General features: G+C 70.8%; 30 protein-coding genes and 1 pseudogene. 6 read left to right on the top strand and 25 right to left on the bottom strand.

What is annotated here, in order from left to right; genetic code table 11:
• Window positions 1-2 precede the first annotated feature (2 nt).
• From IO36_RS04500 to IO36_RS04390, 24 genes are all read right to left on the bottom strand, one after another.
• A complete protein-coding gene (locus IO36_RS04500) occupies window positions 3-308 on the bottom strand; it encodes a hypothetical protein (RefSeq protein WP_037616352.1) in 306 nt (101 codons plus the stop codon).
• Window positions 308-1,111, bottom strand: coding sequence for a DUF2303 family protein (locus IO36_RS04495; RefSeq protein ID WP_037616350.1), 804 nt, complete (start codon window positions 1,109-1,111; stop codon window positions 308-310). Before IO36_RS04495 ends, IO36_RS04500 begins: the two co-directional genes overlap by 1 nt.
• Before the next feature lie 2 nt (window positions 1,112-1,113).
• On the bottom strand, window positions 1,114-1,491 hold the full coding sequence (locus IO36_RS04490; protein WP_037616348.1) for a hypothetical protein: 378 nt from the start codon (window positions 1,489-1,491) through the stop codon (window positions 1,114-1,116).
• Window positions 1,492-1,784: 293 nt separating this feature from the next.
• The gene (locus tag IO36_RS04485; protein WP_037616346.1) at window positions 1,785-2,198 is read right to left on the bottom strand and encodes a hypothetical protein; all 414 of its coding nucleotides are present in this window, start codon (window positions 2,196-2,198) and stop codon (window positions 1,785-1,787) included.
• A 60-nt stretch (window positions 2,199-2,258) separates the two neighbouring features.
• Window positions 2,259-2,429, bottom strand: coding sequence for a hypothetical protein (locus IO36_RS46665; RefSeq protein WP_158997204.1), 171 nt, complete (start codon window positions 2,427-2,429; stop codon window positions 2,259-2,261).
• Window positions 2,426-2,755, bottom strand: coding sequence for a WhiB family transcriptional regulator (locus IO36_RS04480; protein ID WP_063764822.1), 330 nt, complete (start codon window positions 2,753-2,755; stop codon window positions 2,426-2,428). The genes IO36_RS46665 and IO36_RS04480 overlap by 4 nt, the downstream gene beginning before the upstream one ends.
• Window positions 2,752-3,327 carry a hypothetical protein gene (locus tag IO36_RS45740; protein ID WP_037616344.1) on the bottom strand — a complete coding sequence of 192 codons (576 nt, stop codon included), beginning with the start codon at window positions 3,325-3,327 and terminating at the stop codon, window positions 2,752-2,754. Before IO36_RS45740 ends, IO36_RS04480 begins: the two co-directional genes overlap by 4 nt.
• On the bottom strand, window positions 3,327-5,045 hold the full coding sequence (locus IO36_RS04470; protein WP_037616890.1) for a DNA cytosine methyltransferase: 1,719 nt from the start codon (window positions 5,043-5,045) through the stop codon (window positions 3,327-3,329). Before IO36_RS04470 ends, IO36_RS45740 begins: the two co-directional genes overlap by 1 nt.
• A complete protein-coding gene (locus IO36_RS04465; protein WP_037616343.1) occupies window positions 5,042-5,677 on the bottom strand; it encodes a hypothetical protein in 636 nt (211 codons plus the stop codon). Before IO36_RS04465 ends, IO36_RS04470 begins: the two co-directional genes overlap by 4 nt.
• On the bottom strand, window positions 5,674-5,922 hold the full coding sequence (locus IO36_RS04460) for a hypothetical protein (RefSeq protein WP_037616341.1): 249 nt from the start codon (window positions 5,920-5,922) through the stop codon (window positions 5,674-5,676). Before IO36_RS04460 ends, IO36_RS04465 begins: the two co-directional genes overlap by 4 nt.
• The gene (locus IO36_RS04455) at window positions 5,919-6,200 is read right to left on the bottom strand and encodes a hypothetical protein (RefSeq protein ID WP_037616338.1); all 282 of its coding nucleotides are present in this window, start codon (window positions 6,198-6,200) and stop codon (window positions 5,919-5,921) included. Before IO36_RS04455 ends, IO36_RS04460 begins: the two co-directional genes overlap by 4 nt.
• Window positions 6,197-6,844 carry a hypothetical protein gene (locus IO36_RS04450; protein WP_037616336.1) on the bottom strand — a complete coding sequence of 216 codons (648 nt, stop codon included), beginning with the start codon at window positions 6,842-6,844 and terminating at the stop codon, window positions 6,197-6,199. The genes IO36_RS04455 and IO36_RS04450 overlap by 4 nt, the downstream gene beginning before the upstream one ends.
• A complete protein-coding gene (locus IO36_RS04445) occupies window positions 6,841-7,137 on the bottom strand; it encodes a hypothetical protein (protein ID WP_037616333.1) in 297 nt (98 codons plus the stop codon). Before IO36_RS04445 ends, IO36_RS04450 begins: the two co-directional genes overlap by 4 nt.
• The gene (locus tag IO36_RS04440; protein ID WP_037616332.1) at window positions 7,137-7,883 is read right to left on the bottom strand and encodes an exonuclease domain-containing protein; all 747 of its coding nucleotides are present in this window, start codon (window positions 7,881-7,883) and stop codon (window positions 7,137-7,139) included. Before IO36_RS04440 ends, IO36_RS04445 begins: the two co-directional genes overlap by 1 nt.
• The gene (locus IO36_RS04435) at window positions 7,880-9,007 is read right to left on the bottom strand and encodes a recombination directionality factor (RefSeq protein ID WP_037616330.1); all 1,128 of its coding nucleotides are present in this window, start codon (window positions 9,005-9,007) and stop codon (window positions 7,880-7,882) included. The genes IO36_RS04440 and IO36_RS04435 overlap by 4 nt, the downstream gene beginning before the upstream one ends.
• Complete coding sequence (locus IO36_RS04430) at window positions 9,007-9,945, bottom strand: hypothetical protein (RefSeq protein WP_037616328.1); 939 nt, start codon at window positions 9,943-9,945, stop codon at window positions 9,007-9,009. Before IO36_RS04430 ends, IO36_RS04435 begins: the two co-directional genes overlap by 1 nt.
• Window positions 9,945-10,385, bottom strand: coding sequence for a hypothetical protein (locus IO36_RS45735; protein ID WP_063764821.1), 441 nt, complete (start codon window positions 10,383-10,385; stop codon window positions 9,945-9,947). Before IO36_RS45735 ends, IO36_RS04430 begins: the two co-directional genes overlap by 1 nt.
• Entirely contained in the window at window positions 10,382-10,561 is a 180-nt protein-coding gene (locus tag IO36_RS04420) for a hypothetical protein (protein ID WP_037616326.1), read from the bottom strand. Before IO36_RS04420 ends, IO36_RS45735 begins: the two co-directional genes overlap by 4 nt.
• On the bottom strand, window positions 10,558-10,938 hold the full coding sequence (locus IO36_RS04415) for a hypothetical protein (protein ID WP_037616325.1): 381 nt from the start codon (window positions 10,936-10,938) through the stop codon (window positions 10,558-10,560). Before IO36_RS04415 ends, IO36_RS04420 begins: the two co-directional genes overlap by 4 nt.
• Window positions 10,935-11,189: a hypothetical protein gene (locus tag IO36_RS04410; RefSeq protein ID WP_037616323.1), complete on the bottom strand. Its 255-nt coding sequence runs from the start codon at window positions 11,187-11,189 to the stop codon at window positions 10,935-10,937. The genes IO36_RS04415 and IO36_RS04410 overlap by 4 nt, the downstream gene beginning before the upstream one ends.
• The gene (locus IO36_RS04405; RefSeq protein ID WP_037616321.1) at window positions 11,189-11,953 is read right to left on the bottom strand and encodes a hypothetical protein; all 765 of its coding nucleotides are present in this window, start codon (window positions 11,951-11,953) and stop codon (window positions 11,189-11,191) included. The genes IO36_RS04410 and IO36_RS04405 overlap by 1 nt, the downstream gene beginning before the upstream one ends.
• A complete protein-coding gene (locus IO36_RS42895; protein ID WP_051899990.1) occupies window positions 11,950-12,318 on the bottom strand; it encodes a hypothetical protein in 369 nt (122 codons plus the stop codon). The genes IO36_RS04405 and IO36_RS42895 overlap by 4 nt, the downstream gene beginning before the upstream one ends.
• An 89-nt stretch (window positions 12,319-12,407) precedes the next feature.
• Window positions 12,408-12,782: a hypothetical protein gene (locus IO36_RS04395; RefSeq protein WP_037616320.1), complete on the bottom strand. Its 375-nt coding sequence runs from the start codon at window positions 12,780-12,782 to the stop codon at window positions 12,408-12,410.
• A complete protein-coding gene (locus IO36_RS04390; RefSeq protein ID WP_078942996.1) occupies window positions 12,736-13,038 on the bottom strand; it encodes a helix-turn-helix domain-containing protein in 303 nt (100 codons plus the stop codon). The genes IO36_RS04395 and IO36_RS04390 overlap by 47 nt, the downstream gene beginning before the upstream one ends.
• A gap of 184 nt (window positions 13,039-13,222) precedes the next feature.
• Between IO36_RS04390 and IO36_RS04385 the strand changes: the two genes are divergently transcribed.
• The 6 genes and pseudogenes from IO36_RS04385 to IO36_RS44160 all read left to right on the top strand — a co-directional run bounded on the left by IO36_RS04385 (window position 13,223) and on the right by IO36_RS44160 (window position 16,532).
• Complete coding sequence (locus tag IO36_RS04385; RefSeq protein WP_158997202.1) at window positions 13,223-13,684, top strand: helix-turn-helix domain-containing protein; 462 nt, start codon at window positions 13,223-13,225, stop codon at window positions 13,682-13,684.
• Between the two features lie 149 nt (window positions 13,685-13,833).
• The gene (locus IO36_RS04380; protein ID WP_037616313.1) at window positions 13,834-14,028 is read left to right on the top strand and encodes a hypothetical protein; all 195 of its coding nucleotides are present in this window, start codon (window positions 13,834-13,836) and stop codon (window positions 14,026-14,028) included.
• An 86-nt stretch (window positions 14,029-14,114) separates the two neighbouring features.
• Window positions 14,115-15,497, top strand: coding sequence for a hypothetical protein (locus IO36_RS04375; RefSeq protein WP_037616311.1), 1,383 nt, complete (start codon window positions 14,115-14,117; stop codon window positions 15,495-15,497).
• Window positions 15,491-15,631: pseudogene (locus IO36_RS44165) on the top strand (undecaprenyl-diphosphatase); the annotation flags it as partial. The gene IO36_RS04375 and the pseudogene IO36_RS44165, both read left to right, overlap by 7 nt.
• Window positions 15,632-15,974: 343 nt before the next feature.
• Window positions 15,975-16,148, top strand: a complete 174-nt coding sequence (locus IO36_RS47320) for a hypothetical protein (RefSeq protein ID WP_167347380.1) — start codon at window positions 15,975-15,977, stop codon at window positions 16,146-16,148.
• 204 nt (window positions 16,149-16,352) lie between these two features.
• Complete coding sequence (locus IO36_RS44160) at window positions 16,353-16,532, top strand: hypothetical protein (RefSeq protein WP_078943018.1); 180 nt, start codon at window positions 16,353-16,355, stop codon at window positions 16,530-16,532.
• 636 nt (window positions 16,533-17,168) lie between these two features.
• On the opposite strand, the gene IO36_RS04370 is transcribed toward IO36_RS44160, so the two are convergent.
• Window positions 17,169-17,909 carry a glucose 1-dehydrogenase gene (locus IO36_RS04370; RefSeq protein ID WP_037616308.1) on the bottom strand — a complete coding sequence of 247 codons (741 nt, stop codon included), beginning with the start codon at window positions 17,907-17,909 and terminating at the stop codon, window positions 17,169-17,171.
• Between the last annotated feature and the right edge of the window lie 53 nt (window positions 17,910-17,962).

The raw sequence follows: 17,962 nt of genomic DNA, 5'->3' as shown, positions 1-17,962 counted from the left end.
CCTCAGAAGAGCGTGGTCGGCGGGCACTGGTGGCTGGTGAGGTGCTGGTGGGGGCAGTCCGGCGGGTGCCGGGGGCTGGTCCAGCGCAGGCACAGTGCTCTGTGGGGGAGGCGGGGCAGGCACCAGACCAAGTTGTCGGGGGTGCTGTCGGCGAGGGCCTGCGGGTAGGGGAGGCGGGCGGTGTCCGGTGGGAGGGGGACCCGGGCCTTGAGGGCCGCGGTGTCCCCGACCCACTGGACGAGGAGGGGCTGGCCGCAGGCGGAGCAGCGGGAGTCGGCGCCGCCCCGCCCGCGGCCGGCCCCGCTCATCAGGCCGGGGTTCCGTTCATGACCGGCTCGGTGATCTGCTCACCGACCGCGGTGACGACGTCGCCGAACGCGGTGCGGAGCGTGTCCGCCGGGCGCTCGAGCTTGTAGCCCATGAGCAGGCCCCGGTCGGTGATGCGGTAGCGGAGGCGGGCGGTGAGCCGGTAGCCCTCGCTGCCCTCGAAGGGCACCAGGCCGATGGTGAAGACCTCGGGGACGGTGAGCTGTCCCTTCTGCCCGGCCTTCGTGGACTGGGTCTCGACGTACTGGAACTGCCTCTGTCCGGTGGAGAGTCGGATGCCGGACTGGAAGTCGACCTTGGTCGCGGCCTGGATGGACTGGGCGATCTCCAGCATGTCGGCGGAGGACGGCTCCAGGAGCTCGGGCAGGTGGTCCTCGATGAACTCGGCGAAGTCTTCCTGCTTGAGGAGTTCGCCGTCGTTCTTGGTCCACTGCTTCCACGCGTCGGTGGTGCGCAGGGCGAGGACGAGGCGGTGCTGCTGCCAGGCTGCTTCGTCGGCGGAGTGGGCGTCGAGGACGGCGGTGACGGTGAGGCGCTCGCTGTCGGAGTAGACCTCGGATGAGTCGTCGTGGTGCTTGTCGTAGTAGGCGATCCAGGAGGCGGCGTCGCGGACGGTGGTGGTGCCGGCCTTCCGCGGGGGGATGCCGGTGTGCTCGGGGCCGGTGAGGTCGACCTTCTGGAGTCCGGCCGGGGTGACGAAGGTGTAGTACTTGCCGATCTCCAGGTCGTGGGGTGCGGCGGAGCGGAGGGCGGTGTCGATGACGGGCTGGAGGTTGTCGGTCATGGTCAGGCGTCCTTGAAGGTGTCGGTGGTCGGGGCGGTGCGGAAGTCGATCTGCATCTGGCGGGGGTCCTCGCGGACGGGGTTGCCCTCGTCGTCCAGGAAGTAGAGGGACTTGACGGGGGTCGGCTTGGGGGCCTTGACCGTGGACTCGACGCCGATCGGCATGGGTGCGCTTTCCACCCCGTTGGCGGGCGGGTCGACGACGATCGTGATGACCATCTGGCCCTTCTTGCCGTGGGCGCGGACGGCGTCGAGGAGCTGGTGGAACTCGCGGCTCAGCTCTTCGTCGGTGCGGCCGTTGAGGTGGCTGCCGAGGAATGCGGCGACGGGTGCCTGCGGCTGCTCGTCGGTGATCTCGCCGGTGTTGTGGTCGACGCTCATGTGCTGGTGGTGCCTTTCGGGTTGCTGTGCTGCGGGTTTCGGCTCGGGAGGTCTGTTTGCTGGCCGTTGATGCAGTGCCGCCACCAGCCGGGGCGCCCGGGGATCCGGACGGGTGGCCAGTCGGGGGTGGCGGTGACCTGGTTTGGTGGGTGTCGGGCGTTGGTGTCCATGGGCTGCTCCGTGTCGTTTGGGGTGGGCCCGCCCCGCGTGTGGGGGTGGGGGCGGGCCCGGGTGGCGGCCGCGGCGCGTTGGGGGGGATGTGCGCTGGGGGTCCGGCCGCCGGGAGGGTGGTCTCAGCCGTCGAGCTCGGCGTCGGTCATCAGGTCGTGTGGGATCCGCCCGGTGACGAGGACTTCGCGGAGATCGGCGGCGGCCCTTCGGTAGGTCGCGGCCCGCTCGTGCTGGTGGCGTTCGGCGGCGGTGGGCTCGTCGATGAGCAGCTCGTCACCGAGTTCCGGGGCGCTCTTGCCCATGCGCTCCCAGCGTTCGGCGAGCGTGTTGACGGCGGTGAGGGTGGCGCTCGGATCGGCCTTGCCGCCGTCCCACAGGTTGGCGACGTGCCGCAGGACATGAGCTGCGGCCGGCTTGTCCATGCCTGCGGCTGCCGACTCGATCTCGACGCCGCCTTCGGTCTTGCCGGGGCGGATGATGACCATCGCGAGGGCGTCGGTGCCGTCGATCGCGGTGATGGTGACCTTGTCGGTCATCGTGGTCTCCTTAGGGGTGCCCCGCCGGATTCCGCCCGGCGGGGCGCTGTTGTCGGGCGGTCAGGTGGCCGACGGGTCGGCCGGTTTCGCAGCTGCGGTGCCCGGCTCCGGCATGCCGGCCAGGGCCCACGGGCTGTGGGTGGAGCAGCGCCAGCCGCACGGGTAGAGGCGGACGCGGCCGTCGTGCTCGCCGTCGGGGGTGTCGCAGGGCTGCGGCTCGGCGGCGGTCATGCGGCGTTCCTGCTGCGTCGGCCGGGAGCGTTGACCCCGCCGCTCCGGCCGGCGTTCTTGGGCTTGCGGCCGTGCCGGGCGCGGCGTTCCCATTCGGTGAGTCCGCCCCAGGTGCCGCGGTCTTCGTGGTTGCGGAAGGCGTGTTCCAGGCAGTTCTGGATCACGGGGCAGGTCCAGCAGATCGTCTTGGAGTCCCTGATCGCCGTGAGCTGGGAGCGCTCGGGGAAGAACATCTCCTTGTCGATTCCGGGTGCCTGGCAGGCGGCACGGTCTTGCCACTCGGGGTCACGGCCGGGGCCCGGGACGGAGCCGGTGTGGTGGCTCATGCCGCGCCCCTGTCTGCCCGGGCCTGCGACTGGCGCGTCGACTTGCAGGTGTGGCAGTACGCGGTCCCGGCGGCGTCGATCCGGGCGTGCTCGGCCTGACGGTGCCCGGCCTGGCACGTTTCCCGGAGCGGTTGCCGCCCTTGCAGGTAGCGGAGTTGCTCGCGCGTGCGGCGCCGTTCGTCGGCGTCGAGGACGTGCTCGGGGGCGACGCAGTGCCGCATGCCGCAGTCGGCGACGGCGTTACCGATCGGGTCCCGGCCGGTGCGGAGGAAGAAGGCCACGGCGGCGGCGCTGCGGTGGCTGTACTGGAAGGAGATGAGGGGCCGGTTGCTGTTGGTGCTGCGTTCGCCGGTCCATTCCATGTGGCCGTTGGTGGTGGAGACGGCGTGCTGGCGCCAGCGGTCGGTGAGGCTGGGCTGTTCGGATCCTCGGACGTACACGGGCAGGCCGGCCTCGTCGCGGATGCGGCGGACGCGGCCCCTGTCGCAGGCCAGGTCGCGGGCGATGCGGGCGGCGCTGTGGCCCAACTGGAGTGCGGCGAGGATCTGCTCGCGGGTGGCGTTGGCGGGCATCAGGCTGCCACCTCCGCCTGGTGGAGTACGGCGCGGAGGCGGGCCCCGATCCATGCTCCGACCGCCGGGGAGACGGCGTTGCCGTAGCCGTCGACCTGGTCGCGGTTACTGCCCCAGACGATGAACGTGCCCGCGCGGTCGGGGAAGGTGACGTCGAAGCCGCAGCCGCGGCCGACCTCGTGCGCGGCCATCATCCGGAAGTGGCAGTCCTCCAGGGGCATCTCGGCGAGCGCGGCCCGCCAGTCGGCCATGAGGAGGGCGGTGGTGTCGCGGACGGTGAGGGTGCCGAGGGGGTCGGTGAGCGGGTGCGGGGCGGTCTCGTTGCCGGTGCTGCCGTTCTGCTTGAACCAGCCGGCGGCGGTGAGCAGTCCGGGGATCTGGTCCGAGGTGACGGTCGGCATCGCCTCGCTGTGCGCGACGGGCAGGGTGTTCTTTCGGAACGGGACTACTCCGGAGGACACCAGGGCGAGGGTCTCCGAGCCGACCTGGGTCGGCAGCGGGTGGTCGGTGCCGCGCGGGGCGCCCTGGTAGTTGGCGACGGCGAGGAGGACGGCCTTCTCGTGGGTCGAGGTGACGGTGTCCATGGGGCGGGTGATGTGCTGCCCGTCGCCGTTGTGCCGGTGGGCGGCGAGGACGGTGCCGGTCGAGAGGAGGGCGGTCTCCTGCTGGCTGGTCTGTGTGGCCAGGGGCTGGAGCAGGTAGCGCTCGGAGCCGTGTGCCGCTTTGGCCGGCATGAGGACTGCGGGGAAGTTCGCGAACCGCTGGCGGCAGCGTTCGGCGCGGGCCATGGTGGCGGGCGCGAGGGGGCGGGCGCGGTCGCCGATGCGCTGGCCGAGGGTGCTGAGGTCGAGCGCGGCGAGCGACGGCGTCATCGGCGGGACGACTTCGCGGCGGCAGGAGGGGCAGCGGTAGTCGTACTGCTTGCCGTAGCGGACCGAGCCGGTGGGCGGGACTCCGGTGCGCCAGGTCCAGACGGCCTCGACGTCCTTGTCGCAGCGGTGGCAGCGGGAGACGGGCCGGTGGTCGAGGTCCGGGGCCGGGACGGACTTGTCCCAGAAGGCGATGTAGAGGCGGTCGCGGGACTGCGGCACGCCGAAGAACTGGCTGTTGAGGTAGAGCACCTTGTGCCGGTAGTTGAGCAGCTCGAACTGCTTGAGCCACCAGCGGTACGTGGTGCCGTCGCCGTACTTCTTGCCCGGCACGGCCTTGCCCCAGGAGCTGAGCTCGGTCGTGCACTCGACGAGGATGAGGCGCGGGTGGTGGGTCTGGGCGTAGTGCAGGACGCAGTTCGCGGTGGCCCGGTCGCGTTCGGAGCGGGTGACGCGGGCTTCGTAGTCGGGGTCGTCGAAGTCGAACAGGGTCGCACCCTGTTCGTATGCCTTGACCGTGTTCGCCTGGCTGTGGTTGACGCAGCTGATGCCGGCCACGAGGAGGTCGGCCTTGGGGAGGTCCCGCACGTCGTGGTAGTCGGCGGCCTCGGGGTCGACGAGGTCGGCGATCCAGTGTTCGGCGTAGGAGTGGTTCGCCTCGTGGACTTCTACCTTGTAGGCGTTGTGGTTGGCGGCCATGATCGTCGTGAATCCGGCGCGCCTGACGCCCTCGGTGAGGCCGCCGAAGCCGGAGAACAGGTCGACGGCGGTGGGGTCGTCGTGGCGGAAGCGGCGGCGCTTGACGGCCGGCCGGTGTGTGGCGGTGCGGACCTTCTTCTTCACGGTCATCGGGCCACCGCCACGGTGGCCGTCGGCCACTGCACACCGTCCAGCGCGCGGCGCTGCTGCGGCGGGAGGACGACGAGCGGGTAGCCCAGCCAGTCCAGGCCCATCGCGGCGAACACGGCGGCGTCCGCGGCGTCGTACTTGCCCGAGCCTTCGCACCAGATGCCGAGCTGCTCGACGACGAACGAGCAGACCATGCCCTTGCAGATGCGGGCCCGCTTGTCGCGCGGGTACTCGCGTCCCGGGTTGGCCTTGCCGGTGGCGTAGGTGTAGCGGGCCTGGGGGTTGACGACGGCGAAGGGGATGCCGCGGCGGTGGAGTTCGGTGGTGAGGACCCACCAGAGTCCGGCGAGCTGGTGGACGGCGGAGCCCTTGGCGCCGCGGGCGATGTCCTCGATGACGACGAGGTCGGCGGCCTTGGCGCGGTCGGCGACTTCGCGGCGGAGGTAGTCGATGCGGGCGTGTCCGGTGAGCCCGGGGTGGCGGATGGCGTCGGCCCAGTCGGCGCCTGCGATGCCGAGGCTGTTGAGGCTGGCGTCGATGCCGATGACGAGGGGCCGGGGTCCGGTCGCCGCAGGGGCGGCTGGGGCGGTGGAAGGGGTGGCAGCGTCGAAGAGAGTAGGTGCGGTAGTCACTGGTTCCCCTCGGAGTAGTGGTCGGTGGCAGCCGGGCCGCAGGCGTCCATGCGGGCGGAGAGGCTGGAGAGGTAGTCCTCGTCCTCGGGGGCGAGCTGCTGGCCGGCGGCCGGGGTGAGGGCGGCGGGCATGACCGTGACGCGGGTCCGGGTCGGCGGCCGGACGCAGGCCCGGTAGATGGCCGCGGCGGCGCAGAGGAGCACGGCGATGGCGAGGGCAGCATTGGCGATGTCGTGGCCGCTCATCCGGCGCCCCCCGGGATGATGTGGCCGTTGGCGCAGCGGACGATCGCGCCGTGCTCGGTGGCCGCGATGTCGGCCTGGCACGGGTCGCACCACACGAACCGCTGGGCGGCGAGCGCACCCACGATGAGGGGCTTGCGGGGCCCGCGGTGCCGCCCGTGAGCCCGGCCACGAGCGGGCTCGGACGCTGTGGGCCGCACGAGCCGACGCACGATGAGGAACGCCAGGCTCAGAGACACCATCAGGACGGCGGCACCCACGGAGATCGGGTTGACGATCACGGTGTCACCCGCTTCCCGCGCTGATCGATGCGGGCCTGGAGCGCCATGCACCGGTCCAGCGCGCGACGCAGGTCCGTTGCCGGGTGGGTCGGCCGGCCGGACGCGCCGTCGACGGGCCGCTTGTCCTGGTCCCTCGGCGGGGTCCACGCCCGGTGGGCCTTGACGCGCGCCTCCCAGGCGGCGATCTCCTCGGCAGTGGCCACAGTGGCGTCGGCGTCGAGGAGATCGGCGCGGGCGCGCTCCGCCTGGGCCTCGGCCATCGACTCCTCGGCCGCCTTACGCAGCTGCGACACTTCGCCGATGAGCTGGCCCCAGTTCAGGTGCCACTTCTGCTCGCCGAGGGCGTCCGCGAGGGCCTTGCGGTGTACGTCGTGCTCCTCCGGGACGTCCGAAACGGTGCGAGCTTGGCCGTTCCCCGCGAGGGCCTTGTTCCGCCCGGCAAGGCTGGTGTTCGCCTTTACCGCGGCGGCCAGCTGGCGGACGACGTCCTCGTGGGCGGAGCAGGCGGTGTCGCGCTGGGCTTGGGCTGCGTTCCGGTCGGCCTGGGCCGTGTCGAGCAGGCGCTGCAGATGTGCGGTAGTGGCCTTGAGCGCGGCGAGGGCCTGTTCGTGGTGGTCGCGGGTGACGAATGGGAAGCGGTTCACAGGCGTGCTCCTTGCAGGCGGCCCAGTTCCAGACGGAGGTCGACCCCGGCGGCGGCGAGGGCCTGTTGCAGCGAGAGGGCGAAGCCGGGCACGTCGGTGAGGTCCGTGTCCGGGCGGCCGACCCGGTCGATGTGCTCGGCGACGACGTCCTTCGCGCGGGACAGGTCTTCGTAGGCGCGGCGCATCTGCCGGGTGCAGGCGGTGGCGGTCTTCTGCTCCGAGTCGCGTTCGGCGATCAGTACTTCGATCGCCCGGTCCTTCGCGGCGAGGCGCTCGTTGAGTCGACGGCCCATCACGCCTCACCTGCTCGCGGAGCCGGGATCAACGGCCAGGAACCGTCGATCACCTTGTCCGGCGCCCCGCCCTGCTCCGCGGTGGCCTTCGTCCGGAACCACTGCTGCAGTCCGGCCTGCTGCTCCGCCCGCCACGCCTTCTGCGCCGCGTACAACTGCTGCGGGCCCATGCTGTTGAGCTGCCCGTACTTCGCGAACAGGGCCTCGGTGATGAGCAGTGCGGCCAGCGCGTCGGCCTCGGCGGTGTGCCAGTCCTCCAGCTCGACGCCGTACCGTTCGGCCGTCGGCTTCAGCTTCCGCATGCCCGAGCCGCGCAGCCGCTGAAGGTACTGCCGGTCGATGACGTGCGGGTCCAGCAGGGGAAGCGGGCCCGTGCCGACTCGGTCGTGAACGGTGGGCAGGCCGTTGCGGATCAGGTCGTAGTGGAGGATCGACCAGTCGAAGGAGTGGTTGAAGGCGATGACCGGCAGGTTCTGCCCGATGGCGTAGGCCAGGCAGTTCGCGATCTCGTCGAGCGCGGTCTTGGGGTTGAGCCCGTAGACCTGCACCATTTCGTCGGTGATGCCGTGAACGGCGGTGGCCTCGGCCGGGATCGGGATGCCCGGGTTGATCAGCCAGGAGAAGTCGTGCTCCTTCTGGTCGCCGCCGCGGACGATGAACGCGGCAGTCACGATCCGGTCTTCAAGGGGGTTCGGCCCGGTCGTCTCGGTGTCCCAGGCGGTCTTGCGGGCTACGGCGAAGGTCATCGGACCTCACCCGCCTTCACAGCGGCGAGGTACGTGGTGAGCTGGGCAACCGTGGCTCCCGACGGGTGCAGCCCGCCGTGCCGCTCCGCGAACCCGCCCTCGACCTGCTCGGTGGTGAGTTGGTGCGCGCCTGCCGCAGCGATGACCTGGAACCAGACGTCCTGCACGTCAGCCGGGTCATCGACGAACTCCGCCTCGATGACCTCGTCTTCGGACGGCGTCGGCGGCGGTGTCGGCTGCTCCGGCCCAGAGGCCGGGGGCGTCGCGTCCTTGGGCTTCGCGCCGAGCGCTGCGGCCTTCGCCTTGATGATCGCGGCCAGGGCGTCGTCGAGGTGACCGGCCTGGTTCGCCTGCGTCCACAGCTTGCCGACGTCATCAGGCGTCTTCGCTACAGCGACCAGCGCCGCATAATCCGGCCGGCCACCGGTGATCGCCACGCGCTCCGGGCCCGATGCAACGGCTGTCTGGGCACCAGTCATCTTTCCGGCCATCAGGGCGGCCGGGGTGATCTCGACGTCGAGCGTCGGGACCATGAACCGGGCGGGGCCCTCGTCGCGCTGGACGAGCTTCTCCTCCATGCCGAGCCATCCGGCGACGTACCCGCCGGCCTGGGCCAGCAGTTCGGCGGCGGGCGGGAGTTCGGTGGCGGCGTAGTAGCCCTTGGTGATCAGGAGCCACTGGCCGAGGGCGGGAACGTCGCGGAGCATGACGTTGACCCGGGTGGTGATCTTGCATTCCCGGTTGTCCGGGTCGCAGACGCAGGGCCGGTCCTTCTTGTGCTCGGTGACGCCGTCGCAGCGCCTCTGGCACTTCGATCCGGCGTACAGCTCGTACCACTGGGAGACGGCGTCCTGCGGCGGGATGAGGACGGGGAGCCGGTTGGTGGTGGAGTACACCTCGAACTCGGCGGGGCCGCCGTTGGCCGGGGTCCACGGCTTGACCTCGCCGCCGTAGAGGGCGGCGACCTCGGTGAGGATCTCCCGCGACGGAGAGGTGAAGCGGAAGTGCTTCAGCTTCGCCGGGCTGGTGTAGGCGTTGCCCTTCTTGGACACGCCGGACACGACGTGGCCGATGCGGATCTCGCCGAGCTGCCGCATGCGGCGCTGCAAGTCGATGATGGGCATCAGGCGGCCCTCTCTTCGCTGGTGTTGGGCAGGGTGAGGGCAGGGCGGATGACCTGCTTGGACAGGCCGGACGTCCACTCGGCGTTGCGCTTGACGGTGAGGAAGGCATCGAAGACGGCGTCGTCGGCGACGGCGGGGATGAGGCGGAATCCCTCGGGGCGCAGGTGCAGGACGACGCCGGCCCAGAAGGTGGTGGGCATCGGGACGGTGGATCCGTCGCGGAGCCAGGCGACCTTGGCGTGCCGGTAGGCGGCCATCTGGAGCGAGGCCTCGGGGTAGACGCCCTTGACGTCGAGCTCGCCGCCCGTCTTGGTGTCGCCGCAGAACACGGAGTCGGCGGGGACGTCGGTCTGGAAGTAGGCGGCGAGCGCCTGCGCGATGAGCGGCGAGCGGACCAGGTAGTCGAGGGTGCCGGCGTAGCCGTGCTGTTCGTTGCCGACGACCATCTCGGATGCCTCGAAGGTGACCTGCCACTCCTTGACGAAGCGGAGGAAGTGGCCGAGGAAGGGGGCCATCTCCTCGTCGTCGAGGAGTTCTTCGGGGATCGGTGTGCCCAGCACGTGGGATTCGATGATCTTGTGGACTGCGGTGCCGATGTCGGCGCGCTCGTCCTTCTTGCGGGTGTGGGCCCGGCGCAGCCAGTCGTAGGCCTCGGTGCGCTGGTCGGGAAAGAGGCTGCTGCGGACCAGATAGGGCAGGTTGGCCATCGCGGTCTCGGCGGTGATGTTCCCGGCCCAGAAGGTGAGGGCGTCGCCCTTGCTCGTGCCTTGTTCGAGGATGGTGGTGACGCGGCGGTACTTGGCGCCGGTGACCTTGTCGCGGTACCAGCCCTGGGAGGGCTTGGGGATGCGGTCGGCGCCGGTGGGGGCCGGGGCGGCGGCCTTGCGGCGGCGGCCGGCGGCCGGGGCCGAAGCCCCGGCCTGCACGGTGGTCGTCATCAGGCGGTCTCCTGCCAGTCCTGCGCGGTCTGCGGCAGCGCGGTCACGTCGACGGTCGGGGCGGGCCCCCACACGGCGTCGCCGTAGGCGGCCTGGTGGCGGGCGGCGATCCGTCGGGCCGCGTCGGCGCTGGCGTCGACCTCACCGCGCTGGATCTGGCCGATGACGCGGTCGGCGTCGATGCTCATCGAGCGACGCCCTTCCTGGGACTTGAGGTGGTAGATCCGGCGGCCCGTCTCCAGGTCGACGACCGCGGTGAGGAGCCCGCGCGCGGCCAGCGCGCGCAGGTCCTTCCGGACGGTGTTGCGGCCGGCCGTGGACCACCGGCTCTGGGCGAGGAACCGGACCACGCTGTGGGTGGTGATCGGGTTGCCGTGGGTGCGGGCGGCGAGGATGTTGGCGAGGTAGTCGCGGCGGTGGGCGACGTCGTTGTCGTTCACGGGCGGGGCTTCTTTCGGATGGCGGGTGCCGTGACGTAGCCGCAGGCCAGGACTGCGACGGGGAGGGTCGAGCCGAGGGGCTGCGCCCACGGGTTGGGGAGCGCGGAGGAGGCGACGATCGCGGCCATGGCGGCGAGGAGGGTGACGGCCCAGTGCAGGGCCAGGCGGGCGCTCATGCGGTGGCCTCGCCCTCGCGCTGGCCGGGGATGACGACGGCCGGGGCCGGGGTGAGCGCGTGCAGTCGGTCCGCGAGCCGGGCCGCCGCCTGGTCGTACAGCGGGAGTTCGAAGCCGAGGCGGTCCGTCAGCTTCTCGACGAGGAGGGCCTCCGGCTTCCAGCCGTCGTGGGCCCTGGCCTCGGCGCGGTCGGTGACGATGTCGTCGAGGAGGCCGAGGAGATCCGAGTCGTCGGCGAGGGCCTCGATCATGGCGGTGAGGTAGTGCTCGACGTCGAGCATCGCTCCGCCCGGGATGCGGCGGACGTACAGCCGGTACGGGCCGGTGATGACGGGGCGGCGGAAGATGCGGTGCAGGTACAGGCGGACGCGGTTCACAGGGTGGCTCCGTTCCCGGCAGCGAGGGTGAAGAGGACTGCGGCGATGAGCGCGGTGTCCTGGAGGGTGTGGCGGGCGCGGACGATCTCGACGAGCAGCCGGTCTCGCGCGGTGGCGAACAGCGGCCGCGGGTCGAAGTCCCGCAGCTCGGCGTCGTGGAGGAGGTAGAGCAGCGCCGCGCATGACGCCCAGGCGCTGACTCCCAGCGAGACGGCGGCCGCCCAGTCGGCGGGGCTGTGGGTGGGGGCCATCACGAGCCATCCGGTGCGGGCAGGTCGCGCGACACCCGGTAGTCGTGGTGCAGAGGGGAGTCGTGCGGGTCCTCGACCGCGGCGCGCTGGCCGGCCAGCAGGTTGCGCAGCTTGGCCACCTGCGGCGTCACGTCCCCACTGGCCTCCGGCGACGGGGCCTTGAAGCCGCCCCGCTCTACCGCCCGACGCACAGCACGCGCCTGGTGCTCCCAGTACTCGCGCTGCCCAGGGTCGAGGTACCCCCACCCCTCGCCCTCCGGCATGAACCGCTCGTACAGCCAGGCCGGGAGCGTGTCCCCACCGTTCTCCTCGGCCGCGCGGTCAGCCTCCGTCGGGCAACCGTCCGCGTGCCGGCCGAACCGCTTCGGGCAGCCACACGGGTGTACCGCCTCGCCGACCGCCGACTCCAGGGCGGCCACAGTCGGGCAGGGCCAGGCCATGCCGTCGTGTGCGCAGCGCTCCGGGTCGGGGTGGTTCACGTGCAGGAACCGTGTCCGGCGGATCCGCAGCGACAGCTTCCCGATGTAGTGCAGGTTCGAGTTGGCGCAGGCCTGGCGGTGCGGGCGGATGTTCTCCTCAGCGCTCACGCGGGCTTCCAGCTCGGCGTTCCGAGTCCTCAGCCGCTCCAACTCCGCGGCGGTCTCGGGGGACATCAGCATCTGCGCCGCGTCCAGTGCCAGCGCGATACCCGTCGCCGTTCGGCGGCCCTGCTCCATCGCGGCCAGCACCACACCGGCCGCCGCGTTCACCGACCGGGCGTTCACCGGGCCACCGCCGCGGCGATCTCGTGCATCACCGGGTCATCCGACGCCTGCACCACGGTCACGTAGACCGGCACCACCGGGAACCGGGGCGAGTCAGACCACGTCCGCGTGTGCAGCGTCCACGCCGTCTGGCCGTGCGGCAGTTCGACCTTCGTGACCGTGCCGCCCATCGCTTGCAGCCAGGCACCGAGGACGCCCATGTCCGCGCCCGTGACCTGCACTCCGGTGGGGGTGGCCTGGTGGGCGACGCGCTCCGTGTACGGCAGGTCGCGGACATCCACGGTGCTGCGGTAGCTGAAGTCGTTCCGCTCCTGCGCGGCCTGCTGGGCGCGGAAGGTGCTGCGCTCTGTAATCTGAGTGGTCAAGGTGACCTCTCCTTCACTGTGTGGTGGGGTTGCCGAGTCGTAGGGCTGCTCAGGCCGGCTAGTCGGAGCGGCCCTTCGGCGTTTGTGGGTCAGGTACCGGCGAGCGCCGGGGTCTTCGAGCGCAGGCGGCGGGGGCGGCCGGTCGATACCGGCGGCGTCTCCTTCGCGCGCTGCCGCGCTTCGGACTCTTGGCGGGCGATCTCTGTGATCACGGCGAGGTCCGAGGTGCTGAACATGAGCTGTCGGCTCATGTAGAAGCCGGGGAACTTCCGTCCCGCGCTTCCGTCTTCGGGACGGTTGTAGCCGTCGCGCAGCCAGCTCTGTCCGGTGGTGTCGTCCGGGAGTTCCGGGTCGGTGAGGCCGAGCCGGATCGCGGCGTTGCGGACGTTGTAGAAGTTTTCGAGGGCCGGGGTCGGCTCAGCCGTCCTCTGGGTGGGGACGGGGTGCGTCTTCGTCGCGGCCACGGGAGTCCTTCCTGTGTTCGGTCTCGTCTGTGGGGGCGAGGAGTTGGTGGTTGTCGGTCTGGATCTGGAGGGCGGTGCGCAGTGCCGTGTATGTGGGGGGCCGCATGTCGGTCTTGAGGCCGGTCTCGATCTCGCTGAGGTAGCTGTGGGACATGCCGGCTTCCTTCGCGCACTGGCGGAGGGTGAGGCCGACTTCCATGCGGCGTTTACGGATTTCCGCCCCGTCCACCTGGAAGGTGGGTTGGGGTCTTTCCATGCGTTGAAGGTAGCGGAGGAAACTGGCGGAAACTAGCGGTACGCGCGAGTAACTTGGAGATGTCGCGAGTTTCCGAGAGTTATGACGAGGGTTCTCGCGGGTTCCCGCCTACTTCCCGCCACGTTCCGGTCACGGTACGAAGCGCATATAGCGGTCGCTGGCGGTCGCTGGCATCATGTGCGGCATGGCAACCCCCGATGGCGACCCCACCCGCCACCTGCAGAAACTCGCGGCGCTCGTGACGCAGCGGCGAGTGGCGCTCGGCTTCGCCAGCAAAGAGGCGGCGGCCGACGCCTGCGGGATCTCGCACACGACGTACCGGAAGATCGAGGGCACCGAGACCGCGGCGCCCAGCCGCGTCCGTGACAGCACCTACGCGAAGCTGGACGTGGGCTTCGGCTTCCGGCCCGGTTCGACGAAGGCCGTCGCGGACGGGGTGTCCGACTCCATCACCCTGGGGGACGGCACGCAGCTGATCGAGGGTGGGCAGATCCGGGACTTCAGCCGGCTCGAGGAGGAGGTGGACCGGGCCTTCACCATCTCGGCCCAGCTGACTGCTCCGCACCTGACGCTGAGTGAAGCCAAGGCCCTGAAGGACGAGATGTTCAAGGAGCTGAGGGCGCGCGGAGTGCTAAAAGAGGAGTAATTGCCTCCGGCGACCATGCAACCTTTTTGGCGTTACCTAATCGTGATTTTGGCAAGCTGAGGAAAGTTCAACAACACTCTGTTGCACAGCCGTCACACGTGTAAGCCTGGCGGTCCACATGAGGGGTTCTCCGAGGTCTAGGGGGACCTATGGCGACGATGGTGTTGTTCGACAGAGCCGGTTTCGAGGGCCACGTTCTGGAGGAGGACGGCGAAACCGTCTGTGTCCTGACCCCCGCAGCAGCCACCGATCCCGCGGTTCAGGCGCGGGTACGGGAACTGATGCACAGCCAGGGGATCGATTGCCGAAAGTGCCGCGCCTGCGTGGTCGGCACGGCAGAGTAGTCGGTCGAGTAAGCGGAAGCCGGTGGCAGGGGTGCCTGCCGGCACATCCGCACCCAACACTGCGCGACTCATCTGGGGGATGACGCATGCCCTATCCCGAACAGCGCGGGAACAAGTGGCGAGTCCGATGGAACACCGGCAAGCGGCACCCCGAGACGGGACGCTGGCTGCACGACAGCCAAGGAGGCTTCGACAGCCGGGAAGCCGCCATCGCCTACGGGCTGGACCGCGAGTCCGACATCCGCAACGACCGCTACATCAGCCGCCGCGACGGCGCGGTCCTGATGAGCGAGTACTGCAAGACGTGGCAGCAGACCCTCGACGTCGGTCACCTGCGCAAGAGGAACATCGCCTCGTACATCCGCCTCTACATCGAGCCCCGCTGGGGCGACATGGCGGTCGCCGACATCAAGCCGTCGGCATACCGGGCCTGGGAGCTGTGGCTGAAGGACCAGCCGAACATCGGCGACGCCTACCGGCGGGAGATCCTGCTGGTCTTCAGCATGATGATGGACGACGCGGTCAACGACGAACTGCGCCAGGCCTCCCCCGTGCCCAAGCAGCGGCGCCGCGGCCGGTACGTGAGGCGGAAGAAGGAGCGGAAGCGCAACCTGCGCATCGAGGACGTCCACCAGCTGGCGTGCAACGCCCTGCAGTACTGGGGCTTCACCGGCTACGTCTTCCAGATGATGATGCCGTTCACCGCCATGCGGCCCGCCGAGCTGTACGCGCTGCGCCGCGAGTACTGCCACCCTCAGTGGCCGGCCTCCGACCCCCTGGACGACCGGGACGAAGAGGACCGCGACGAGCGACACAGGGACGACCTGGAGCGCTACGGCGCCGAGCTGATGCCCGCGGTACGGGTGCAGTGGCAGCACCAGCGCGAGGACGGCGAGTTGAAGCTGTTCCCGCCGAAATACGAGTCGCGGCGGGCGCTCGTGCTGCCGCCGTTTCTGGCCGAGCTGCTGGAGATGCTGCTCGCGAGCCACGAGTCCGAGTGGGTGTTTACGTCAATCAATGACGGGAGACTCGCGGACGCGAACTTCACCTACACGTACTGGCGGAAGTTCGCCGACGGCCTGGAAGCGCGGCAGAAGTCCGAGAAGGGCGACCGCCGGAAGGGCTCGAAGCGGTGGCTGCCTGGCTGGCCTGCCGTGCCGAACTGGCAGGGCAAGCGCATGTACCTGCTGCGCCACGGCCACAAGGAATGGCTCGACGACGACGGTCACTCACGGATCGCCGTAGAGACGCGGATGGGCCACGAGGTGGCCGGCGTCGAGGGGCTTTACGCCAACGTGACTGTGGGGATGGAAAAGCGCATCATGGAGTCGATGCAGGAGCGGTGGCTCCGATTCGTGGTGACTCTCCCGGATGACTGGGAGCCGCCCCTGTCTCCCACTCCACTCCCAGTTGATCTTCGAGAGTGGATGTCTTTGCAGGTCAAGGCCGGTAAAGCTCTGGGGTTCTGACGTTGTTCATGAAGTTCATCTCCCACAAGAGCTTCATGCCGTTCGTCTGGTACCGCATCGCCCTCGGATTCGTCATCATCGGCCTGGTGGGAGCGGACGTCCTGAGCCCTCACGCGGCCGAGTCGTCGGGCTGACAACGACCGCTCCGGAGGGCGCATGATCATCTCTTTCGAGTGAACGGTGCGGAAACCCTCGCCCCGAGCCCCTGCGGCGGGCGTACGGAGCACCGGGGAGAAGCCTGGTGGAGGCGCAGCCCCCGGGGTCACTGGGTCGTACCCCCTCCGCGGTGAGCTCGACTCGAACCCGACGCGGCGGCACGCTCCGCCCCGACGCCCGCCCTTGACCGGCGACAGCGCCGTGAGAGCGCGGCAACGCAAGGGCCGTGGGCGCCGGCCGGGCCCCTGGGCCGTCTGGCCGAACGCTTCTGCGGACCGGGTTGCGGCGTTTTAGCGTGGCCTCTCCGACTGGAGGTGGAGCATGCCGAACGATCCCACGCTGGGCCGGCTGGGCAAGGAAGCGCGCAGTGTGAAGTTCCCCGACGGCAGCCGCGGGGTCATCCTGGTGAGCGCCGGCATCCCTCAGGACGAGGCGGAGGTGCTCGCGGCCCGCGTCTGGGAGGAACGCGCGGAGGTGAGCGGGCTGCCCGGCTGAGGCCCCCGCGGCCTCGACGGGGGAGCGGTTCCCGGCCATGTCACCCCGACGGCCGGGAGCGCGCAGGTAATGGTCAACTCGCCTGGTGAAAGCGGGAGTTCGACCGTCCGAACCGCGCCGCCCCCGACCACCGTGACGCAGCGCATACGACTTGCGTAGCCGCCCGGTAGCGCAGTGTCAGTCCTTGCGCCTAGGCTGGTCCGCATGTCCCCCGAAGTCACCCCGCCTGGTTCCGTGCGCTCTGCCGCCGCGTTGAACGAACAGATCCGCGCCCTGTGGACGCGGACAGGCGGCTCGCTGTCCGCACAGGAGCGGGCGGAGTACGAGCTGTTGATCGTGAAGTGGGCCGAGGCGATACGCGGCGAGATCATCGAAGCGGCGTAGGACCGGCCGGTCCCACGGCCCACGGTCCCGCGCCCCCACGCCGGAACCTCCGCCCGGGCGGACTCCCCCGCCCACCTCACCGCCGCGCTACGGCGCCCCCGGTCGGACAGCCCTGCGGGACACTCCGGCCCGCTGCACCACCCCCCTCGCGGCACCAGCGCCCCCTCGCGCACACCGTCGCCACGGCTCGCACAGCCCGTCGGTGACCCCAGCGCCACCACATCGGCGCACACCCGGTCGGACGGTTCCCTCGGACACCCCGGCGCCACACACCAGCGCACACCCGCTCGGACAGCTCCCCCGGACACCCCGGCGCCACGCACCAGCGCACAGCCGGTCGGGCTGCTCCCGCGGACACCCCGGCGCCGCCGCACACCTGGTCGGACAGCTCCCTCAGGCATCCCGGCACCACCGCTCCCGCGTACACCCCCGGCTCCCCGCCACAATCCATCCCCGGCCAGCCGCGCCCGCCCCGCCCCGCGCACGACTCCGTTCCCCATCCGCCGTTCACGGTCTCCGGCCCGTGACCACGCGACGGCCCGGAGACCCGGCGCGCCCCTCCGCGCGTGCGTTCCCGGCGCTCACCACATACCCGGCACCCGGCCCCGCCCGTAGATCCCCGGACGACGCGTCGCCTCACCGCCCGCCCGAAACCCGCAGCACCGCCCCCGTCGTGTAGGACGCGTCGGGTGACAGCAGCCATGCGATCGCGGCGGCGATCTCCTCCGCCGCGCCCACGCGGCGCAGCGGAATCGACGCGGCTGCGCGTTGCGCACGGCCCGGGTCACCCATGGCCGCGTGCATCTCGGTGTCGATCATGCCGGGAGCGACGGCGTTGACCCGGATGCCGTCGGGGCCGAGCTCCTTGGCGAGGCCCGTGGTCAGCGCGTCCACCGCGGCCTTGCTCGCCGCGTAGTGCACGAACTCGCCGGGGCTGCCGAGCGTGGCGGCCGCCGAGGAGACGTTCACGATGGCACCGCCCCCCAGCGCGGCCATGGACCGGGCCGCCCGGCGCGCGCACAGCAGCGCGCCGAGGACGTTGACTTCGACCACGCGGCGCAGATCGGCGGGGTCGGCGTCCGCGAGTCGCCCGAGCGGTCCGGTCACCCCGGCGTTGTTCACCAGCCCCGTCACCGGTCCCAGCCGGTCCGCGGCCAGGTCGAAGAGCCGCTCGACAGCCCCCTCCTCGGAGGTGTCCACGCGTACGGCGAGAGCGCGGGCCCCGGCCTCGCGGACGGCGGCCGCGGTCCGTTCGGCGGCCTCCTCGTCCCGTACGTAGCCGACGACCACGTCGTGCCCGTCCGCCGCGAGCCGGGCACAGGTCGCGGCGCCGATCCCCCGGCTGCCTCCCGTGACGATCGTGACCGGTCGTGCCATCCGAGCCTCCCGTGTTGCTGCATGGACGCGGACCGGGACGAGTCCGGCGAAGC

The sequence above is a fragment of the Streptomyces aureus genome (assembly GCF_000725495.1).
GTDB lineage: Bacteria > Actinomycetota > Actinomycetes > Streptomycetales > Streptomycetaceae > Streptomyces > Streptomyces aureus_B.
The sequence above is the reverse complement of the archived record's forward strand: the minus strand, read 5'-3'. Positions and strand labels throughout refer to the sequence as shown.